Origin of the sequence: Streptomyces sp. LHD-70 (genome assembly GCF_031157275.1) — a bacterium.
Taxonomy (GTDB): domain Bacteria; phylum Actinomycetota; class Actinomycetes; order Streptomycetales; family Streptomycetaceae; genus Streptomyces.
On record NZ_JAVIFW010000020.1, the window covers coordinates 106,218 to 121,917 of the forward strand.

Genomic DNA, 15,700 nt, shown 5'->3' on the forward strand with positions numbered 1-15,700 from the left:
GGCCAAGAAGGGATGGCCAGCGCCGGCCGCGCCACCGCGCGAACGAGGGCGGTGTTGCCGGATCGAAATGCACAAGCGGGAGCGGCCATCGCTGTCCTCCAAGAACGTAGTCGGGCCTGGTGGGTGGCTGGTGCTGCCGCCCGCAGTGGCGTGCGGCAGCACCAGCACTCAAGGGTTCATCCGGCCTGTACGGGCCGGCTCAGGCGACGCCGGTGGTGCAGGCGCCGCAGGTGCTGCCGCAGCCGTCGTTGGTGATGTTGACGAGGCTCGCCGAGTCGGCCACCTCCAGAAGGCTCGCGTCCAACTCGAAGCCTTCCGGGGTTGTCGACTCCGTACTCTGCGGACGCAGTTGGTTGGTACCGAGGCCAGTCCTAATTCCAGTCGGGGCCATTCCAATTCCTCCAATGTGAGTTGGGTTGGTGATGCAGACCTGGCTTCGGCGGGGTGCCGGGCCAGGAGCTCTCGCCGGGGATGCCCGGTGCAGCTCGCGTGAGGAGAGACCGGTGGGAGGGAGGAACTCTCCCCACGCTGCTCATCCGGCGCGGAGCCTTCTTCCAGGTCCGGCTGCCGGGTCGTGCACCCTTCCGCCTGGGGCGGCGGGAGGGCCGTCTAGGAACGGGGCGGGGAGGACCGGCCGCGACTCCCCTCAACCACAGAGCGCGGCCAGGGCGCCGGTTCTCGGCGCCGCGCGCCCGCAGCGGCGCACGGCTTGGAGTTCAGGCCTTCACCGGGTCCTGGTCCACGTAGAGGCTGTACTCCTCGGACATGATCGAGTTGAAGTCGCGGCCCTTGCCGCCCATCTCCTCGGTCTCGCGGTGGTCGCCGAAGGTCTTCCAGCAGTTCCGGGCGGCCGCGCGTTCCATGAACCACCGGGCCTGCATCCTCAACGCGTGCTTGTCGAGCAGGCCCGCGTGGAACTTGGCGGACAGGAAGCTGAGCAGCCGGTTGCAGCACAGGTGCTGCTGACACTCCTCGTCCGGGACGCCTCCACCGGGAGGCGACCAGATCTCCCGCAGTTCCGGGTCCGCCACCACGTCCGAGATCCACCCCTGATGCAACGTAGCGACATCCAGGGCGAGTTGATGCCGGTGCTGGCTCTGGGAGAGCGCGATCCCTACGGCTCCGACCGCGGCGGCGGGAGCCCTTCACACACGGAACAGTCTCGTGCACGACGGTAGTCATCAGGCCCTCCCCAAGGGGAGGCGAAACATGCACCACGTCTCTTCACCGAGGCTTGCCCACGCGTCCGCGAGCTCATCAATCAATCGCAGCCCTCGGCCTGACTCAAGGTCGGCACCGGGGTCTTTGAGCACCGCGCGGGCAGGGTTCTCGTCCCTTACGGAGACCTGCACCTCGCTCTCGGTCAGCGTGATCCTGAGCCTGACGTCTCCTTCACCGTGGACGACCGCGTTGGTGACCAACTCGGACACGGCCAGCTCGACGTCACTCGCCGCGGCCGTCGGCACACCGGATCGGCTGAGGAAGCCCTTGGTCGCACACCGCATGTCCCCAACTCGGAGCGGGGCGCGCGTGAAGGACGCCTCGAATAAGACCAACTTCGGCTCTATGTCCTCAAGCATGGGCAAGTTCTGCTGGTCTACAGGGGTCGACCGCGCGCTAGACGTGCACGCCGCCGACTTGCCCGTGCCCCCGCTGGACGGGGGCGCCTCTTGGAGCTTGGTCATGCCCCCATGGCACCGTGCAACGAAGTCGTCTACCAGGGGAATCAGGAGGGGGAAAATTCCGTCAAGGGGGGAAATCCAAGGGGGAATTGAGGCCATCATTGGCTTTCGCCCACCGACAGAGGTCACACTCATGCCAGATCCGTTCGCCGACCTGCTCCTACGGCTCCGGCAAGAAGCAGGCCGGACCCAGGAGGAGCACGCAGACGCGATCAACGCCGTCTCCGGCCGGGACACCATGACTCGCCGCGAGATCAGTCGCTACGAGAAGTTCGAGAACATCCCGACCAACCACACGCTCGCCCACATCGCGGCAGCCAGCGGCGTCCCCCTCGAAGTGCTGTTGCGGGAGGCCAAGAAAGCCCGCTCCAGGAAGAGAAGAGGGTCGGTCCATGAAGACGAGGACCAGGACGACGTGAAGCGCCGCGCGCTGCTGGGTAGCGCCGCCATCGGCGTGAGCGCGGCGGCCGAGCCTTGGGGACGACTCGCCTTCGCTCTCGGCAAGGGGGCAAAGATCGATACGCCCTCCGCCATCGCACTCATCGATCGAGCCGCCGATCTACACGTCCAAGAGCTCAACCTCAGCGCTCGTCGTTTGCAAAGTACGGTCGAATCGCACCTCGACGCGATCACCGCTGCTCTGCCTCGTGCCGGCGACCACGAGCGAGCTCTAACCATCGCCGCCGGGGAAACCGCAGCCCTGGCCGGCTGGGTGGCCTGGGATCTGGGAGAACGTGACAAAGCCGACGCCTACTACAAGGTCACGTCGGAGTGCGCGAAGAGCGCCTGGCACCCTCCGCTTCGCGCTCTGGCCTTGACCTACGCGAGCTACGGTGCGGCGACGCCGCAGGAAAAGCTGGAGTTCCTTTCCCAGGCAGCCAAAGACGTCCGGGGCCACGGCAACGCCACGGCCGCGGCCTGGGCCCTCGGCAGGCACGCGGAAGAAGCCGCTGCGGTCGGAAACGACAACCAGGCGCTGCGCGCCCTGGACCAAGCCCTCTTCGCGTACGACTTCGCGGACCACACCACGAAGCAGGCATGGGTCCGGTTCGTCACTCCATATCGCATGGACTCGCTGGCCCTCTCCGTGTACGGGCAGTTGGGGCGTCCCGAGCTCACCACGACGGCCGAGACTGCGGTCGACCGCCTCGGAGATGAGCTGCCGGATGGCGGCGTCGTCGTTCTCGGTGATCTCGCCTCAGCCCTCTTGCGTGGAGGAGACACCGATCAAGGCGTCTATGTATCGCGCCAGTTCACAGCAGCTTCGCAAGCCAAGCCCAACACGATGGGAAAGGAACGCGCCGCGCAAATCGCAGCAAGGCTCCCCGATAGCGAACGCGAACTAGCCCTCCACCTAAGGCAGTTCGCTGTCTGACCTCTCCTGCGCAGTCTCGTCAACGACCCAGGACAGGTACGCCTCCGACCCGCCCGTCACCGGCAGAGTGATCCACTGAGGGACGTCGTACGGGTGTCGCTTGTGCAGCCATGCCTCGAGTTTCGGAAGACGGTCCGTGGTGGTCATGTACGAGATTCGCCACTCTTTCGCATCCTGGACCTCGCCCTTCCACCAGTAGTAGGCGGTGATCGGCGCATCGATGTGAACTCCCGCCGCCAGCTTGTGCTCGACCGCTTCTCGCGCCAGCGCCTTCGCCTGGCCCTCGTCGTCGCTGGTCGTCTGCGCGATCACAATGTCGTTGGCCATGCGGCTACCTCTCCAGCTTGGTGTACCGCGACCCTACCCAGCCATCTGGAGTACGTCGAAAGCCCGTCACTACAGGTAGTGACGGGTTTCGGCAGAGGCGAAGGGGCCCGCCCTCCTGTCCTGGGTGTGGTTTCTCAAGACCTTGGTTGCACGAAGTTCTCGAACGGCCCCCGGTGCACGTGGTCGGACATCACTCAGACCGAGAGCTCCAGGCGCGGCCCCTGGCGGATCGAAGCCGAACACCGGGCCGTACAGGGAGAGTTCGGCCTGCAGACAGGCGACGACGGTGTCGGCCCCGCGGAATCCGTGGCCCCGCCCGGGCGTCGAGGACCTCGGACGCGGTCTCGTCGGGGGCGCGCGATCAGGGCGCTGCGCCCGCCCTCGGAGGGCCGGCGCTCGGTCCACCACACCTGGTCGCCGACGCATCCGAGCCCATTCGACGAGCGCCTCACCGGCGGCCGCCGCCTGCGCGGTGACGGGTGAGGTCCAGCTCCCGTGGGAGCGCTCAGCAGGGTCTGCCTCCTTGCGCCGGCGAACATCAGGCACATAGATTGCCTATTCCGTGCCAAGTTTGGCAACATGTTGCCGCGCGTTGGCCGAGAGGTCGCGGCGAACAGGAGGAGGGGCCGACCGATGACCCAGTCCATACCGGAGGCCGCCGGACGAACGGCCCGCGGACCCGGACCGCAGCCGTCAACAGGACGGCTGCGCACGGCACTTGCCCTGGAGACCCTCCTCGGCAGTCTCGGCCTGTACACCGTCATCCCGGTGCTCGGACTGCTGCTCGCCGCCCGCTCCACCGGCGGCGGCACCGCGATCGTCGGCGTCGGCCTCTTCTGCTACACCGCGTCGGCCGGCCTGTCCGCCACCCTCGTGGCCCGCTGGCTGCAACGCCTCACCTACGCACCCGGCATGGCCGGCGCCGTCCTGCTCTCCGCCGTCGCCTTCGGACTCCTGCCGTACGCGCACACCGACTGGCTGCTGTGCGCCCTGCTCGTCCTCGCGGGCTTCGGCGTGAGCGCCCACTTCCTGTACTCACGCGTCCTCATCGCCGAGGCCGTACGCGACGACATCGGCCGCAACCGGATCTTCTCCCTGCTCCAGGTCGCCGTGAACGCGGCCGCCGCGATCGGCCCGTTCATCGCCAACGCCCTCTACACCCCCGACGACCCGCAGGCCCTCATCGCCGTGGTCGCCGTGTGCTACGCGGCCGCCGCGCTCGCCATGCTGCCCGGCCTGCCGCGCGGCGTCAGGCCCCCCGCGACCTCGGGCAAGTGGCCGGTCAGCAGGCAGGTGCTGCGCCAGATCGCCACGGTGCCGAGCATGCGCCGCACCGTCCTGGTCAGCGTCGTCGGCACCTTCGGATACGCCCAGTTCTACTCGGCGTTCGCGTTCTACGTGGGCAAGGAGTTCGACTCGGCCGCCCTGCGCTCCTTCCTGATCGCCGGGCCCGCCTTCTGGATCGTCGTCCTGCAGACCGGCGTCACCGCCGTCGTCAGCAGGCTCATGAAGTCCGGCGCCACTCCCTTCGCCGTACTCGGCTGCGCCAACCTGCTGTTCGGCCTGTCCATGCTGACCCTCGGCCTGGGTGTCGCACCGGTACTCGGCGCGATCGTCGCCGTGCTCGTGTTCTCCGTCGCCGAGATGGTCTTCGGCCCCATGAGCAGCACCGCGTACGCCGGACTGCCCATCGGCTCCAGCCTGGAGGCCCTCAACCTGCGGCAGGTGTGCTGGTCCTTCGGCGAGGCACTCGGCGCACTGTCGGGCGGAGCCCTGTTCGTCGCCCTCTACGACCACGGCGACGGCCCTGCGTACTGGACGACGCTCGGCGTGCTCACGCTGCTCACCACCGCCGTACTGCAGTTCTTCGCCCGCCGCGAGGCCCGCGCCGCCCGCCCCTGAGCGGGCCCGGACGCCCGCACGCCCAGCAGAGGAGTTCCCCCATGACCCCATCGCTCATGACCCCATCGCTCATGACCCCATCGCTCATGACCACCTCGCCCGAAGCCGCAGCACCCCCCGACCACCGGCCGGACCCGGCCCGACCGGCCGACCGGGTCCTGGAGTTCGGCCGCGGCGCGCCCCTGCCGCGCGCCGACGCCGTACCGGTACACGAGCTCACCGCCCGCTTCGCCCGCCTCAAACCGGCCGCCACCGCGGTCAGTTGCGGCGACAGCGCCATCAGCTACCGCGAACTCGACGCCTGGGCCGCACGGATCGCGGCCCGCCTCACCACCGCGGGCGTGCACCGCGGCAGCCGCGTCGGCATCCTCGCGCAGCCCTCCACCGCGATGGTCGCCGCCGTGCTCGGCGTGCTGAAGGCCGGCGCCGCCTACGTCCCCGTCGACCCCGGCCACCCCGACCGGCACGTCGCCACCGTCCTGAACGACGCGCACGCCACCGCCCTCGTCGCCACCACCGCCACCGCCGGCCGCGCCGGAGCACTGCACCTGCCCGTCGTACGAGCCGAGGAGGAGGAGCGGCCCGACGCACGGGACGGCGACGGCGACGAGGAGGCCGACCACGCCCACCCGTCACCCGCCGTGGCCGACGACGACCCGGCCTACCTGATCTACACCTCCGGCAGCACCGGCGCACCCAAGGGCGTCGAGGTCGGCCACCGCCAGCTCGCCGCCTCGACCCGCGCCCGCCACACCGTCTACCCCGCGGCCCCGGTCTTCCTCCTCGTCTCCCCGCTCGCCTTCGACTCCTCCGTCGCCGGCCTGTGGGACACCCTCACCACCGGCGGCCACCTCGTCGTCGCCACCGCCGACGAGGTCCGCGACCCCGAACGCCTCGTCACCCTCGTCGGACGCCACCACGTGACCCGACTGCTGTGCGTGCCCTCGCTGTACGCGGTCCTCCTCGACGCCGCCGAACGCCTCGGCACCGAACGGCTGCGCACCCTCGACACCGTGATCACCGCGGGCGAGGCCCTCCCCGCCGCCCTGCTGCACCGCCACTTCGCCGTACGCACCGCCCCGGCGAGCCTCGTCAACGAGTACGGCCCCACCGAGGCCACCGTCTGGGCCAGCTACCGCCGCTACGACACCCCGGGCCCGGTCTCCATCGGCGGCCCGGTGCCCGGCGCCCGGCTCTACGTCCTCGACGAGCAGCAGCGCCCCGTACCGCCCGGCGTCGAGGGCGAGCTGTTCATCGGCGGCGCCGGAGTGAGCCACGGCTACGCCGGCCGGCCCCGGGCCACCGAACGCTCCTTCCCCGACGACCCGTTCGCCGGGACACCGGGCGCCCGCATGTACCGCACCGGCGACCTCGCCCGCTGGAACGACGACGGCACGCTCGACTTCCTCGGCCGCCGCGACCACCAGGTCAAGATCCGCGGCCACCGCATCGAACTCAGCGCGGTCGAGGCCGCGTTGGGCGCCCTGCCCGGAGTGCGCGAGGCCGTGGTGGTGCACGACGAGGCAGGCACCCGGCTCACCGGTTTCGTCACCGCACCCGCCCCGGCCACCGCCCAGGTCACCGCCTCGGCCACCGCCCCGGGCCCCGAGGAACTCCGCGCACAGCTGCGCGAACTGCTCCCGGCCGCCATGGTCCCGGCCCGCATCACGGTCCTCGACGAGCTGCCCCGTACCGTCAACGGAAAGGCCGACCGGGCCGCGCTGCGCGCCCGCGCCGTACAGCCCCACCAGCCGCCTGCCACCGCCGCCGCCCGGCCCGCACCGGGGAGCGGCCCGCACCCGGCTGTCACGGCCGCCTGGGCCGAGGTCCTGGGGCTCACCGACGTACCGCCGGACGTCAACTTCTTCGACCTGGGCGGCCATTCGCTCGCCATGTTCCAGCTCCAGTCGGCCCTGGAACGGCACACCGGCAAGCGACCAGCCATCGTCCAGCTCTTCCGGCACACCACCGTCGCCGCACAGGCCGAACTCATCCACAGCGGCGGCGCCGAAGCCCACGACACCGACGCGGACACCCGCCGCGAGACCGCCCGCCGCGCCCGCGCCCTGCGCGCCCGCCGCCACCGCGCAGAACAGGAGCCCGGAGCGTGACCCCCACCGACGCCGCGACCACTCTGCCCACGACCCGGCGCACCCCGCAGGCCCGCTGGCTGCACTGCCCCACGCCGCTGCCCGACCCGCGCCGGCGGCTCGTGTGCTTCCCGCACGCCGGCGGCTCCGCCGCGTTCTACCGGGACTGGGGGCGGCAGTTGCCCGGCACCGAGGTGCACGCCGTGCGCTACCCGGGCCGCGCCGAGCGGATCGCCGAACCGCCCGCCACGGACCTGCGGGCCCTCGCCGCCGACATCGCCGACGCCGTCGAGCCGCTGGCCGACCGGCCGCTGCTGCTGTTCGGGCACAGCATGGGCGCCGCCGTCGCCCTGGAGACCGCCCGCCGCCTGGAGAGCCGGGGCATCCACCCGGCCCACCTCGTCGCCTCCGGCTCCCGCGACGCCCCCTACCCGCAGGACACCGAGGCTCTCGCCGACGACGACGAGGACGACGCCACCGTCGTGGCCCGCCTCCTCGCCCTCGGCGGCACCGACCCCGAACTCGCCGCGGACCCCGAGTTCCAGGAACTCGTCCTGCCCTACGTCCGCGCGGACGGCGCCCTGTTCCACGGCTACACCCCGCGCCCGGACGACCCGGCGCTCAGCTGCCCGGTGACCACCGTCGTCGGAGACGCGGACGACGACGCCGACCGCCGCCCCTGGCACCGCCTCACCACCGGCCCGCACCGTGAACAGGGCGTCACCGGCGACCACTTCTACCTGGTCCCGAGCCCGCCCTTCGCGCTCCTGCGGAATCTGTGACCCACCCGTCCCGCCACCAGTGGCACGGACACCGAGAAGCGCCGCGTCGTCCCCGACGACGCGGCGCTTCCCGTACGGCAGTACGGCACACCCGCTGCTCAGGGCCGCAGCAGTCCGCCCACCCACCAGTCGTGCGGCTCGCCGTGGACCAGGCTGCGGCTGCGCAGCGTGCCCTCCAGGACGAAGCCGAGCTTCTCGGCGAGCGCACGCGAGGCCGTGTTGCCGACCATCGCCCACCACTCCAGGCGGTGCGCCCGCAGCGCGGCGAAGCCCCAGTCGCACATCGCCCGCGCGGCCTCCGCCGCATACCCGTGGCCCCGCTGCTCCGCGGCCGCCCAGTACCCCAACTCGTAGACCCCCTGGGAGAGCCGGGTCAGGCAGAACGAGCCGACCAGGGACCCGTCGTCGAGGAACGCCCCGAGGATGTGGTCGTGATCGGTCGCCCAGCCCTGCGGGGCGGTCTCGGTGACGTACTTCTCGGCGTCCTCGTACCGGAACGGCGAGGGCACCGGTGTGTAGTGCTGGATGTCCGGATCCTGGCAGGCCGCGTACACGGCGTCGGCGTCGGCCGCGGCGAACGGCCGCAGCAGCAGGCGCTCGGTTCTCAGGGTCACGGGTTTCATGCCGGAAGTATGGCCGGGACCGGGCGCAGCGGGAACGACCGTCATCGTTGTCACACCCCCTGCGCCGCGAACGTGTCACGCAGCGACGACCGCCGCAGGACAAGGGACTCGTCGCCGACGAAGTCGACGGCCAGCGCATCCCCGGTGAGACGGCCCCGCACCAGGACCTCCCCGGCCTCGATGTCCACCACGGTCCACACCGCACCGGGCAGTTCGTCGTCGGGCACCTCGACGAGCAGACCCAGATCGGGATCGGCCCGGGTGGAGCGGACCCGGCCGACGGGCACACCGAGCCGCTCCAGGACGCGTCGCTGCGCGGCGTCCGGGACGACCTCGGGCAGCGACGCGATATGGCGCGCGCCGATCCGCTGCAGCAGGGAGATCTTCGCAGCGCGCCGGTAGCGCGGCCGGTCGCACCCGGCCAGGAACTTGGTGAGTACGCCGGACTCCGCCGCCTGACGGTCCATCAGCCCGGCGACGCTGTTCTCCCGGACCCGGTACACGTACGTCGCCTCCCGGGGTTTGTGCACCGTGGCGCCGGCGGCGACCATCCGCAGCCACAGGTCCCAGTCCTCGCAGAAGTCGATCGACTGGTAGCCACCGGCCTCGGCGTACAGCTCCTTGCTGTACATCCCGCCGACCACGACGTAGTTCTGCACGAGCAGCTGCTCCAGCTGGTCCCCGGGCAGCGGCAGCGCGTTCTTGCGGTACGCCGACTCCTGCCAGGCCCCGACCCCGTTCCACACCAGCGGGCGGGGGCTGATCAGCCCCGGGTGCCGCAGGTACGCCGAGTACATCGTGGAGACGTGGTGCGGGAGCAGGAAGTCGTCGGCGTCCAGCTGCAGCACCACGTCGGACTCCAGGGCGGCGATCGCGCGCTGCCGGGCGCGCCAGATACCGCTGCGGGTCTCCGACCTGATGACGGTCATCGGCAGCACACCGGCCCAACGGGCCGCCAGCAGACCGGTGTTGTCGCTGGAGCCGTCGTCGAACACGACAACCTCGTCGACGGGCTGACGCTGCGCCGCGACCGAGGCGAGCGCCTGGTCGATGTACTCGGCCGCGTCACAGGCCGGGATGATCACGCCGATGGACGGCCGGACGGTCATGTCTTCCTCCAGAGGGCGAACAGGGAGAGGGGGAGTGAGGGGGGAGTGAGGGTGAGGTGCGGGCGTGCGGGCGTGCGGGCGGCGGGACCGGCGGGAGTCACGGCAGGCACAGCGCGGCGGTCGCGTCGTCGTGGACCTTGATCCGGGGCCACCGGGCGGCGCGCGGGTCCCGCAGCTCCCATGCCCGGACCTCGTCGAGCAGGGCCCCGGGGCCGGCGCGTTCGGCACGGCCGAGCAGGTCCGTCCAGCCGGCCACGCCGAACATGTCGACCAGGCGGGTCACTCCGTCGGTCAGGAGAGCGACGCGGCGCAGCCCGGCGCGGGGGCGGGAACCGGTGTAGGCGTGGTGCGCGGCCGCCGGGTCGGCACTGGCGATCCAGAAACCGCCCGGCCGGTTGCGCTGCTCCCGCACCACGGCGATGGAGTGCCGCAGCGCCTCTTCGTGCGCGGGCTCGCCGGGGACGTGGCGCCGGTTCGACTCGCTGAGTTCGGGGGAGACCGCGCTGTTGCGCCGGTCGCAGACGGCCTCGACCCGGTGGCCGTCGTCCAGGAGCACGGTCGCGTCGGAGAGGACGAGCCAGTCCGCCTCCCGTTCCCGGAAGCGCACGGCGGCCACGGTCGCGGACGGCGTGCCCGGGTGGCCGACGTCGCAGCTGAGGCCGTGGTCCGCGGCGAGCCCGGCGATGGCCTCGGCGAGCGCGTCGGGCAGCGGGATCTCCCGGTGGGCGCCGATCCGGTCGAGCAGGCGCCGCCCCAGTTCGGCGGCGTACCAGGCGGCGCCGTGGGTGCAGCCGGTGTCCATGCCGGGCGGCACACCCGCACCGTCAAGGACGACCACCGCGTGCGGCAGCGCACCGACCCAGTCCTCGTTGTCCCTGCCGTGCCCGGGCGCACCCGCCCCGCCGAACGGCGAACCGGCCGCGGTGGCGAAGGAGATCCGCGGATACGTCATCGACTCATCGCGGCCGCGACGGGTACGGGGGATACGGCGGATACAGCGGGCACGGGGGGTACGGCGGGCACGGCCGACGCGGCGGATTCGGCCGCCGTGTTCGCCAAGTACGCCTCGATGAAGGCGCGTTCCTGGTCGAAGAGGTTCTCCGGCAGCGCGAACGGGTCGAAGAACCGCGCGTCCAGCGCCTCGGCCGGGTCCGGGCGCAGCAGCCCGCCCGCGCTCCGCGCGACGTACACCGCGGTCACCTTGAAGACCTGGTCGCCGTTGGGGTACTCGAAGAAGTAGTCCGGGCCCGACCAGACGCCCAGCATCCGCGGGTCGAACACGGAAAGCCCCGTCTCCTCGCGGACTTCGCGCACACCGGTGTCGAGGAAGGTCTCGCCCGGCTCCATGTACCCGCCCGGCAGGGCCCATTCGCCGGTGTCGGCCCGGTGGATGAGCAGGATGCGCCGCTGCTCGTCGGTGACGACGACGAGCGTGCCCGGCAGGAGCATCGGCCGGGGTCCGACCAGGGTCCGCATTTCCTTGATGTAGTCCACCGAAGGGCTCCGATCAGTCGGTTTCACCGGCCGGCCCGGGCACACTGCCCGGTGGCCACCGGACAGCTTGCCCGAGCGATCGAGCAAATGGCAATAGCTTGCCATCCTGTTTGGCAATGGATGCTGACAGAGGGTTGCCATAAATTGCCAGCCGCTTCTACGCTCGACCGGACAGGCCCGCCTCGTCGCAAGCGAATGGACACCCACGATGACGCCAGCCCCGCAGCGCGCCGGCACGCTCCACCAGGACGAACTCTCCCTGCCCGTGGCGAGGCTGGGGCAGCCCAACCCCCTGCCGCCGCTGAAGGGCTTCATGGAGGTCCCGGTCGACCTGACGAGCTCCGAACTCCCCCGCCACATCAGGGACGGCGCCGGCTACGGCACCCTCAAGACCTCCATGCCGTACCTGATCAACGACGCGTACGACCGCGACCGGCACCCCGCCCGCATCCCCACCGTCGTCCTGGAGAACGACGTGCTGCGGGCGGTGTTCGTGCCCTCGCTCGGCGGCCGACTGTGGTCCCTGACCCACCGGCCCACCGGCCGGGACCTGCTGTTCTCCAACGGCGTCCTGCAGCCCGTCAACTTCGGCATCAGCAACGCCTGGTTCGCCGGCGGCATCGAGTGGAACGTCGGCACCCACGGCCACTCCCCGACGACCTACGCACCCCTGCACGCCGCGGCCGTCACCGGCCCCGACGGCACTCCCGTCCTGCGCATGTGGGAGTACGACCGGCTGCACGGGACCGTGTTCAGCATCTCCGCCTGGCTGCCACCGGGCTCCGAGGTCCTCTACGTCCACGGCCGGATCCTCAACCCCGGCGACCACACCGCTCCGACGTACTTCTGGGCCAACGCCGCCGTCCCCGAGACGGACGGCGTACGCATCGTCAGCCCCGCACACCGCTCGTACTGGACCACCCTCGAACGCACCCTGAAATCCGTGCCCTTCCCGGTCCGGGACGGCGTAGACCACAGCTACCCCGCCCGCTCCGCCCACTCCACCGAGAACTACTGCGAAGTCCCCGCCGAGCGCCCCTGGATCGCCGCACTCGACGAGACCGGCACCGGCCTCGCCCAGGCGTCCACCCCCACCCTGCACGGCCGCAAGACCTTCGCCTGGGGCAACACGACCGGCTGCCGCCACTGGCAGTCCTGGCTCACCGGCGACACCCCCCGCCGCTACTGCGAATTCCAGTCCGGCCTCACCACCACCCAGTACGAGAACATCGCCCTCCGGCCCGGGCAGACCTGCTCCTGGACCGAGGCGTACGGACTGCTCCGCGCCGACCCCGAACTCGTCCACGGCGACTGGCAGCAGGCCGTCACCGGCATCGGGCAGCGCCTCGACTCCCTCGTCACCGCGGCCCAACTCGACCAGGCCCACCGCACGTTGGACGCCCTCACCGACCGCGCACCGCACCAGCGGCTGTGCCGCGGCAGCGGCTGGGGCGCCCTCGAACGCCGCCGCGCCTCCGCCGCCGGCACTCCGTGGCCCCTGCTCACCGGCACGCCCTTCGACGACGACACCCTCGGCGCCGAACAGACCCCCTGGCTGACCCTCCTGAACACCGGCACACTCCCCGCCCACGACCCGGCCACCGCACCCCGCTCCTACATCACCGGCGGCGACTGGCGCACCCGCCTCACCGAAGCCCCCGCCAACTGGCTCACCGCCTATCTGCTCGGCACCCTCGCCCACGCCGAACACGACCTCGACACCGCCGAGTTGCACTACGGCACGTCGCTCACCCACGACACCTCCCCGTGGGCACTGCGCGCACTCGCCCTCGTACAGCAGGCCCGGGGCGAACAGGCCACAGCCCTGCACACCCTGCGGGAGGCCTGCGCGCTCGCACCCCACTCACCCCAACTGGCCGTCGAGACCGCCACGTCGACACTCGAAGCGGACGACCCGGCCGGCTGCCTGCACTTCCTGAACGGCCTCCGCCCCGATCTGCTCGACCACCCGCGGCTGCGGCTCCTCCACGCCATCGCCGCAGGCACCCTCGGCGACCGCACCCCGGGCGAGGAACTCCTCGCCGACACCGTCGAACTGCCCACCATGAGGTCGTCCGAGACCCTCCTCGAACAGCTGTGGTTCCTGACCTACCCCGACCGTCCGCTGCCCGGCACGTACAACTTCCGATGGCACCCGCAGGCCACCGACCGGGCGATCCTCGAACGCCTCTACGGCCCCGAAGCCGCCCCCGTCGCCGCGGCCGCCACCGCCCGCTGACCCGACCGGCGACCTCCAGGGGGCCCGCACATGAAGGCCGGTTCGTACAACCTGTCACTCTTCGTCGCCGCCCGATCGGCCTCCCAGCTCGGCGACATGATGCTGCCGGTCGGCCTCGCGGCCGGCGTCCTCGCCGCCGGATACGGGGCGACCGGCGTCGGCCTGGTCCTCGCGGCCGCGCTGCTGCCGTTCGTCGCGCTGATGCTCATCGGCGGGGTACTCGCCGACCACCTCAGGCCCAAACCGGTCCTGGTCGTCGCCGACGTCACCCGTGTCCTTTCGATGGGCCTGCTGGTCGCCGAATTCGCCGGCGACCACCCGTCGCTGTGGCGGATCGTCGCCCTGCAGGCCGTTACCGGCACCGCCGGCGCCCTGTTCGAACCCGGCTCCAAGAGCGTCGTCCCGGAGATCGCCCGCGGCCGGGTCCGCGAGGCGTACGCCCTGCTGCGGATCAGCGAGTCCCTGGTCACCATGGCCGGCCCGGCACTGGCCGGCGGCCTTCTCGCCTTCACCACCCCCGCCGTGGTCATCGCCATCGACGCCACCAGCTACCTGGCCAGCGCCGTCCTCATCCTGCTCACCCGCCTGCCCCTGCGGCCCCCGCACCGCGAGCGGCTCAGCCTGCGGTCCGACCTCACGGAAGGCTGGCGGGAGTTCCGTGCCAGGCCCTGGCTCGTGTCGGTCGTCGCCGTCTTCTGCACCGTCGGCATCGTGGTGTCCGGCCCGCACCTGGTCCTCGGCACCACCGTCCTCATCGAGGAACACGGAGCGACGACCTTCGGACTGCTGCAGGCCGTGTTCGGGGTGGGCGCGGTACTCGGCGGCATCGCCGGCCTGCGCACCGCACCGCGCCGCCCCCTGTTCGTCGGCGCCCTCGCCAGCGCCGCGTTCATGCCGCAACTCGTCCTCATCGCCCTGGGCATGCCCGTCGCGGTCCTCGGCCTCGGCATGCTCGTCGCCGGCGCGGGCCGCGCCTACTGGGGCGTCATGTGGTCGCACGCGATCCAGGTCAACGTGCCCGCCGCCGTCCTCAGCCGCGTCTCCGCCTACGAGATCATGGGGACGATGCTGATGGTCCCGGCGGGCCGGGCCGCGGCAGGGCCGGTCGGAGCGGCCTTCGGCGAGACCCACGTCCTCGTCGCCGCCGGCGTCCTCGGCACCGCGTGCATGGCCGCGCTCCTGCTCATCCCCTCGGTACGCAACCTTCCCGGCTCCGCCCCGGAACCGGACTCCGACCCGCCACCAGTGCCGCTCCGGAAAGCAGAGGACGCGAAGTGATCCCCAACGTCATCCACCTCACCTTCGGATTCTCCCCCGACTTCGGGGGCAAGGAGTTCTCCCTCGTCCACTACGTCTGCCTTCGGTCCATGGTCGCCGTGAACGAGCCGGACCGCGTGTACCTCTACTACGCGTACGAACCCTCCGGCCCGTGGTGGGACCGCGCCCTGGAGCTCGTCACACCGGTACGGGTGGAACCCCCGACCAGCATCGGCGGCGTCCCGATCAGCCACCCCGCGCACCAGTCCGACGTGGTCCGCCTCGAGAAACTCCTCGAACACGGCGGCATCTACCTCGACATGGACATCCTGTGCGTCCGCCCCTTCGACGACCTGCTCGACGCCGGCGTCGTACTCGGCGAACAGGCCGGCACGGTCGACGGGAAGCTGACCATCGACGGCCTCTGCAACGCCGTGATCCTCGCCCGCCCCGGCGCACCGTTCCTGCGGCGCTGGCTCGACGGATTCGACCCCGCGACCTCGCTGTGGAGCGGATTCCGGTCCACCGGACGCGACGAGCTCTGGGACGAGATGTCCGTCCAGTACCCGGCCCACCTCGCCCGGCTCCACCCGGACGAGGTCACCGTGAAGAGCTGGCGCAGCTTCTTCTGGCCGTCCTGGCGCGAGGAGGACCGGCGCGCCCTCTTCGTCGACGACGACCCCGGTGACTTCCCCGGGGCCTACTGCCACCACCTGTGGGAGACGCTGGCCTGGCGCGACCACCTCGCCGACCTGACCCCGAAGAGCATCAAGGAAGGCACCAGCCGATTCTGCGTACTCGCGCAGCAGTACATCTAGGG

The 15,700-nt window shown here is 71.3% G+C and carries 14 protein-coding genes and 1 pseudogene; 7 read left to right on the forward strand and 8 right to left on the reverse strand.

Annotation, left to right across the window (positions count from 1 at the left end; translation table 11 throughout):
• Window positions 1–199: 199 nt before the first annotated feature.
• The 3 genes and pseudogenes from fxlA to RCO28_RS31445 form a co-directional block, all read right to left on the reverse strand.
• Window positions 200–304, reverse strand: a complete 105-nt coding sequence (gene fxlA, locus RCO28_RS31435) for an FxLD family lanthipeptide (RefSeq protein ID WP_308944716.1) — start codon at window positions 302–304, stop codon at window positions 200–202.
• Window positions 305–716: 412 nt separating this feature from the next.
• Window positions 717–1,124, reverse strand: a pseudogene (locus tag RCO28_RS31440) (DUF6082 family protein); the annotation flags it as partial.
• A 57-nt stretch (window positions 1,125–1,181) separates the two neighbouring features.
• On the reverse strand, window positions 1,182–1,685 hold the full coding sequence (locus tag RCO28_RS31445; RefSeq protein ID WP_308944717.1) for an ATP-binding protein: 504 nt from the start codon (window positions 1,683–1,685) through the stop codon (window positions 1,182–1,184).
• Window positions 1,686–1,815: 130 nt separating this feature from the next.
• On the opposite strand from RCO28_RS31445, the gene RCO28_RS31450 reads away from it, so the two are divergent.
• The gene (locus RCO28_RS31450) at window positions 1,816–3,057 is read left to right on the forward strand and encodes a helix-turn-helix transcriptional regulator (protein ID WP_308944718.1); all 1,242 of its coding nucleotides are present in this window, start codon (window positions 1,816–1,818) and stop codon (window positions 3,055–3,057) included.
• On the opposite strand, the gene cutA is transcribed toward RCO28_RS31450, so the two are convergent.
• Entirely contained in the window at window positions 3,037–3,384 is a 348-nt protein-coding gene (cutA, locus tag RCO28_RS31455; protein WP_308944719.1) for a divalent-cation tolerance protein CutA, read from the reverse strand. The genes RCO28_RS31450 and cutA overlap by 21 nt on opposite strands.
• A 633-nt stretch (window positions 3,385–4,017) precedes the next feature.
• Between cutA and RCO28_RS31460 the strand changes: the two genes are divergently transcribed.
• From RCO28_RS31460 to RCO28_RS31470, 3 genes are read left to right on the forward strand one after another with little or no spacing between them, the layout of a single operon-like run.
• Window positions 4,018–5,286: an MFS transporter gene (locus RCO28_RS31460; protein WP_308944720.1), complete on the forward strand. Its 1,269-nt coding sequence runs from the start codon at window positions 4,018–4,020 to the stop codon at window positions 5,284–5,286.
• A gap of 41 nt (window positions 5,287–5,327) precedes the next feature.
• Window positions 5,328–7,397 (forward strand): non-ribosomal peptide synthetase, encoded by a 2,070-nt coding sequence (locus tag RCO28_RS31465; RefSeq protein WP_308944721.1) that lies wholly within the window; start codon window positions 5,328–5,330, stop codon window positions 7,395–7,397.
• Window positions 7,394–8,158 (forward strand): alpha/beta fold hydrolase, encoded by a 765-nt coding sequence (locus RCO28_RS31470; RefSeq protein ID WP_308944722.1) that lies wholly within the window; start codon window positions 7,394–7,396, stop codon window positions 8,156–8,158. Before RCO28_RS31465 ends, RCO28_RS31470 begins: the two co-directional genes overlap by 4 nt.
• A gap of 98 nt (window positions 8,159–8,256) precedes the next feature.
• Here the strand turns inward: RCO28_RS31470 and RCO28_RS31475 are convergent, their stop codons facing one another.
• The 4 genes from RCO28_RS31475 to RCO28_RS31490 form a co-directional block, all read right to left on the reverse strand.
• On the reverse strand, window positions 8,257–8,781 hold the full coding sequence (locus RCO28_RS31475) for a GNAT family protein (RefSeq protein WP_308944723.1): 525 nt from the start codon (window positions 8,779–8,781) through the stop codon (window positions 8,257–8,259).
• Window positions 8,782–8,831: 50 nt separating this feature from the next.
• Window positions 8,832–9,890, reverse strand: coding sequence for a glycosyltransferase family A protein (locus RCO28_RS31480; protein WP_308944724.1), 1,059 nt, complete (start codon window positions 9,888–9,890; stop codon window positions 8,832–8,834).
• Between the two features lie 97 nt (window positions 9,891–9,987).
• Entirely contained in the window at window positions 9,988–10,842 is an 855-nt protein-coding gene (locus RCO28_RS31485) for a protein phosphatase 2C domain-containing protein (RefSeq protein ID WP_308944725.1), read from the reverse strand.
• On the reverse strand, window positions 10,839–11,384 hold the full coding sequence (locus RCO28_RS31490) for an NUDIX hydrolase (RefSeq protein WP_308944726.1): 546 nt from the start codon (window positions 11,382–11,384) through the stop codon (window positions 10,839–10,841). The genes RCO28_RS31485 and RCO28_RS31490 overlap by 4 nt, the downstream gene beginning before the upstream one ends.
• A 208-nt stretch (window positions 11,385–11,592) precedes the next feature.
• Here RCO28_RS31490 and RCO28_RS31495 point away from each other — a divergent pair, with 208 nt between their 5' ends.
• From RCO28_RS31495 to RCO28_RS31505, 3 genes are read left to right on the forward strand one after another with little or no spacing between them, the layout of a single operon-like run.
• Entirely contained in the window at window positions 11,593–13,623 is a 2,031-nt protein-coding gene (locus RCO28_RS31495; protein ID WP_308944727.1) for a DUF5107 domain-containing protein, read from the forward strand.
• 30 nt (window positions 13,624–13,653) lie between these two features.
• A complete protein-coding gene (locus RCO28_RS31500; protein ID WP_308944728.1) occupies window positions 13,654–14,901 on the forward strand; it encodes an MFS transporter in 1,248 nt (415 codons plus the stop codon).
• On the forward strand, window positions 14,898–15,698 hold the full coding sequence (locus RCO28_RS31505) for a glycosyltransferase (RefSeq protein ID WP_308944729.1): 801 nt from the start codon (window positions 14,898–14,900) through the stop codon (window positions 15,696–15,698). Before RCO28_RS31500 ends, RCO28_RS31505 begins: the two co-directional genes overlap by 4 nt.
• Window positions 15,699–15,700 lie beyond the last annotated feature (2 nt).

What these genes read in the sequence shown, in the direction of transcription:
- RCO28_RS31445 (WP_308944717.1), bottom strand. Translation starts at nt 1,685, where the DNA reads ATGACCAAGCTCCAAGAGGCGCCCCCGTCCAGCGGGGGCACGGGCAAG.
- RCO28_RS31450 (WP_308944718.1), top strand. Translation starts at nt 1,816, where the DNA reads ATGCCAGATCCGTTCGCCGACCTGCTCCTACGGCTCCGGCAAGAAGCA.
- cutA (WP_308944719.1), bottom strand. Translation starts at nt 3,384, where the DNA reads ATGGCCAACGACATTGTGATCGCGCAGACGACCAGCGACGACGAGGGC.
- RCO28_RS31460 (WP_308944720.1), top strand. Translation starts at nt 4,018, where the DNA reads ATGACCCAGTCCATACCGGAGGCCGCCGGACGAACGGCCCGCGGACCC.
- RCO28_RS31465 (WP_308944721.1), top strand. Translation starts at nt 5,328, where the DNA reads ATGACCCCATCGCTCATGACCCCATCGCTCATGACCCCATCGCTCATG.
- RCO28_RS31475 (WP_308944723.1), bottom strand. Translation starts at nt 8,781, where the DNA reads ATGAAACCCGTGACCCTGAGAACCGAGCGCCTGCTGCTGCGGCCGTTC.
- RCO28_RS31480 (WP_308944724.1), bottom strand. Translation starts at nt 9,890, where the DNA reads ATGACCGTCCGGCCGTCCATCGGCGTGATCATCCCGGCCTGTGACGCG.
- RCO28_RS31485 (WP_308944725.1), bottom strand. Translation starts at nt 10,842, where the DNA reads ATGACGTATCCGCGGATCTCCTTCGCCACCGCGGCCGGTTCGCCGTTC.
- RCO28_RS31495 (WP_308944727.1), top strand. Translation starts at nt 11,593, where the DNA reads ATGACGCCAGCCCCGCAGCGCGCCGGCACGCTCCACCAGGACGAACTC.
- RCO28_RS31500 (WP_308944728.1), top strand. Translation starts at nt 13,654, where the DNA reads ATGAAGGCCGGTTCGTACAACCTGTCACTCTTCGTCGCCGCCCGATCG.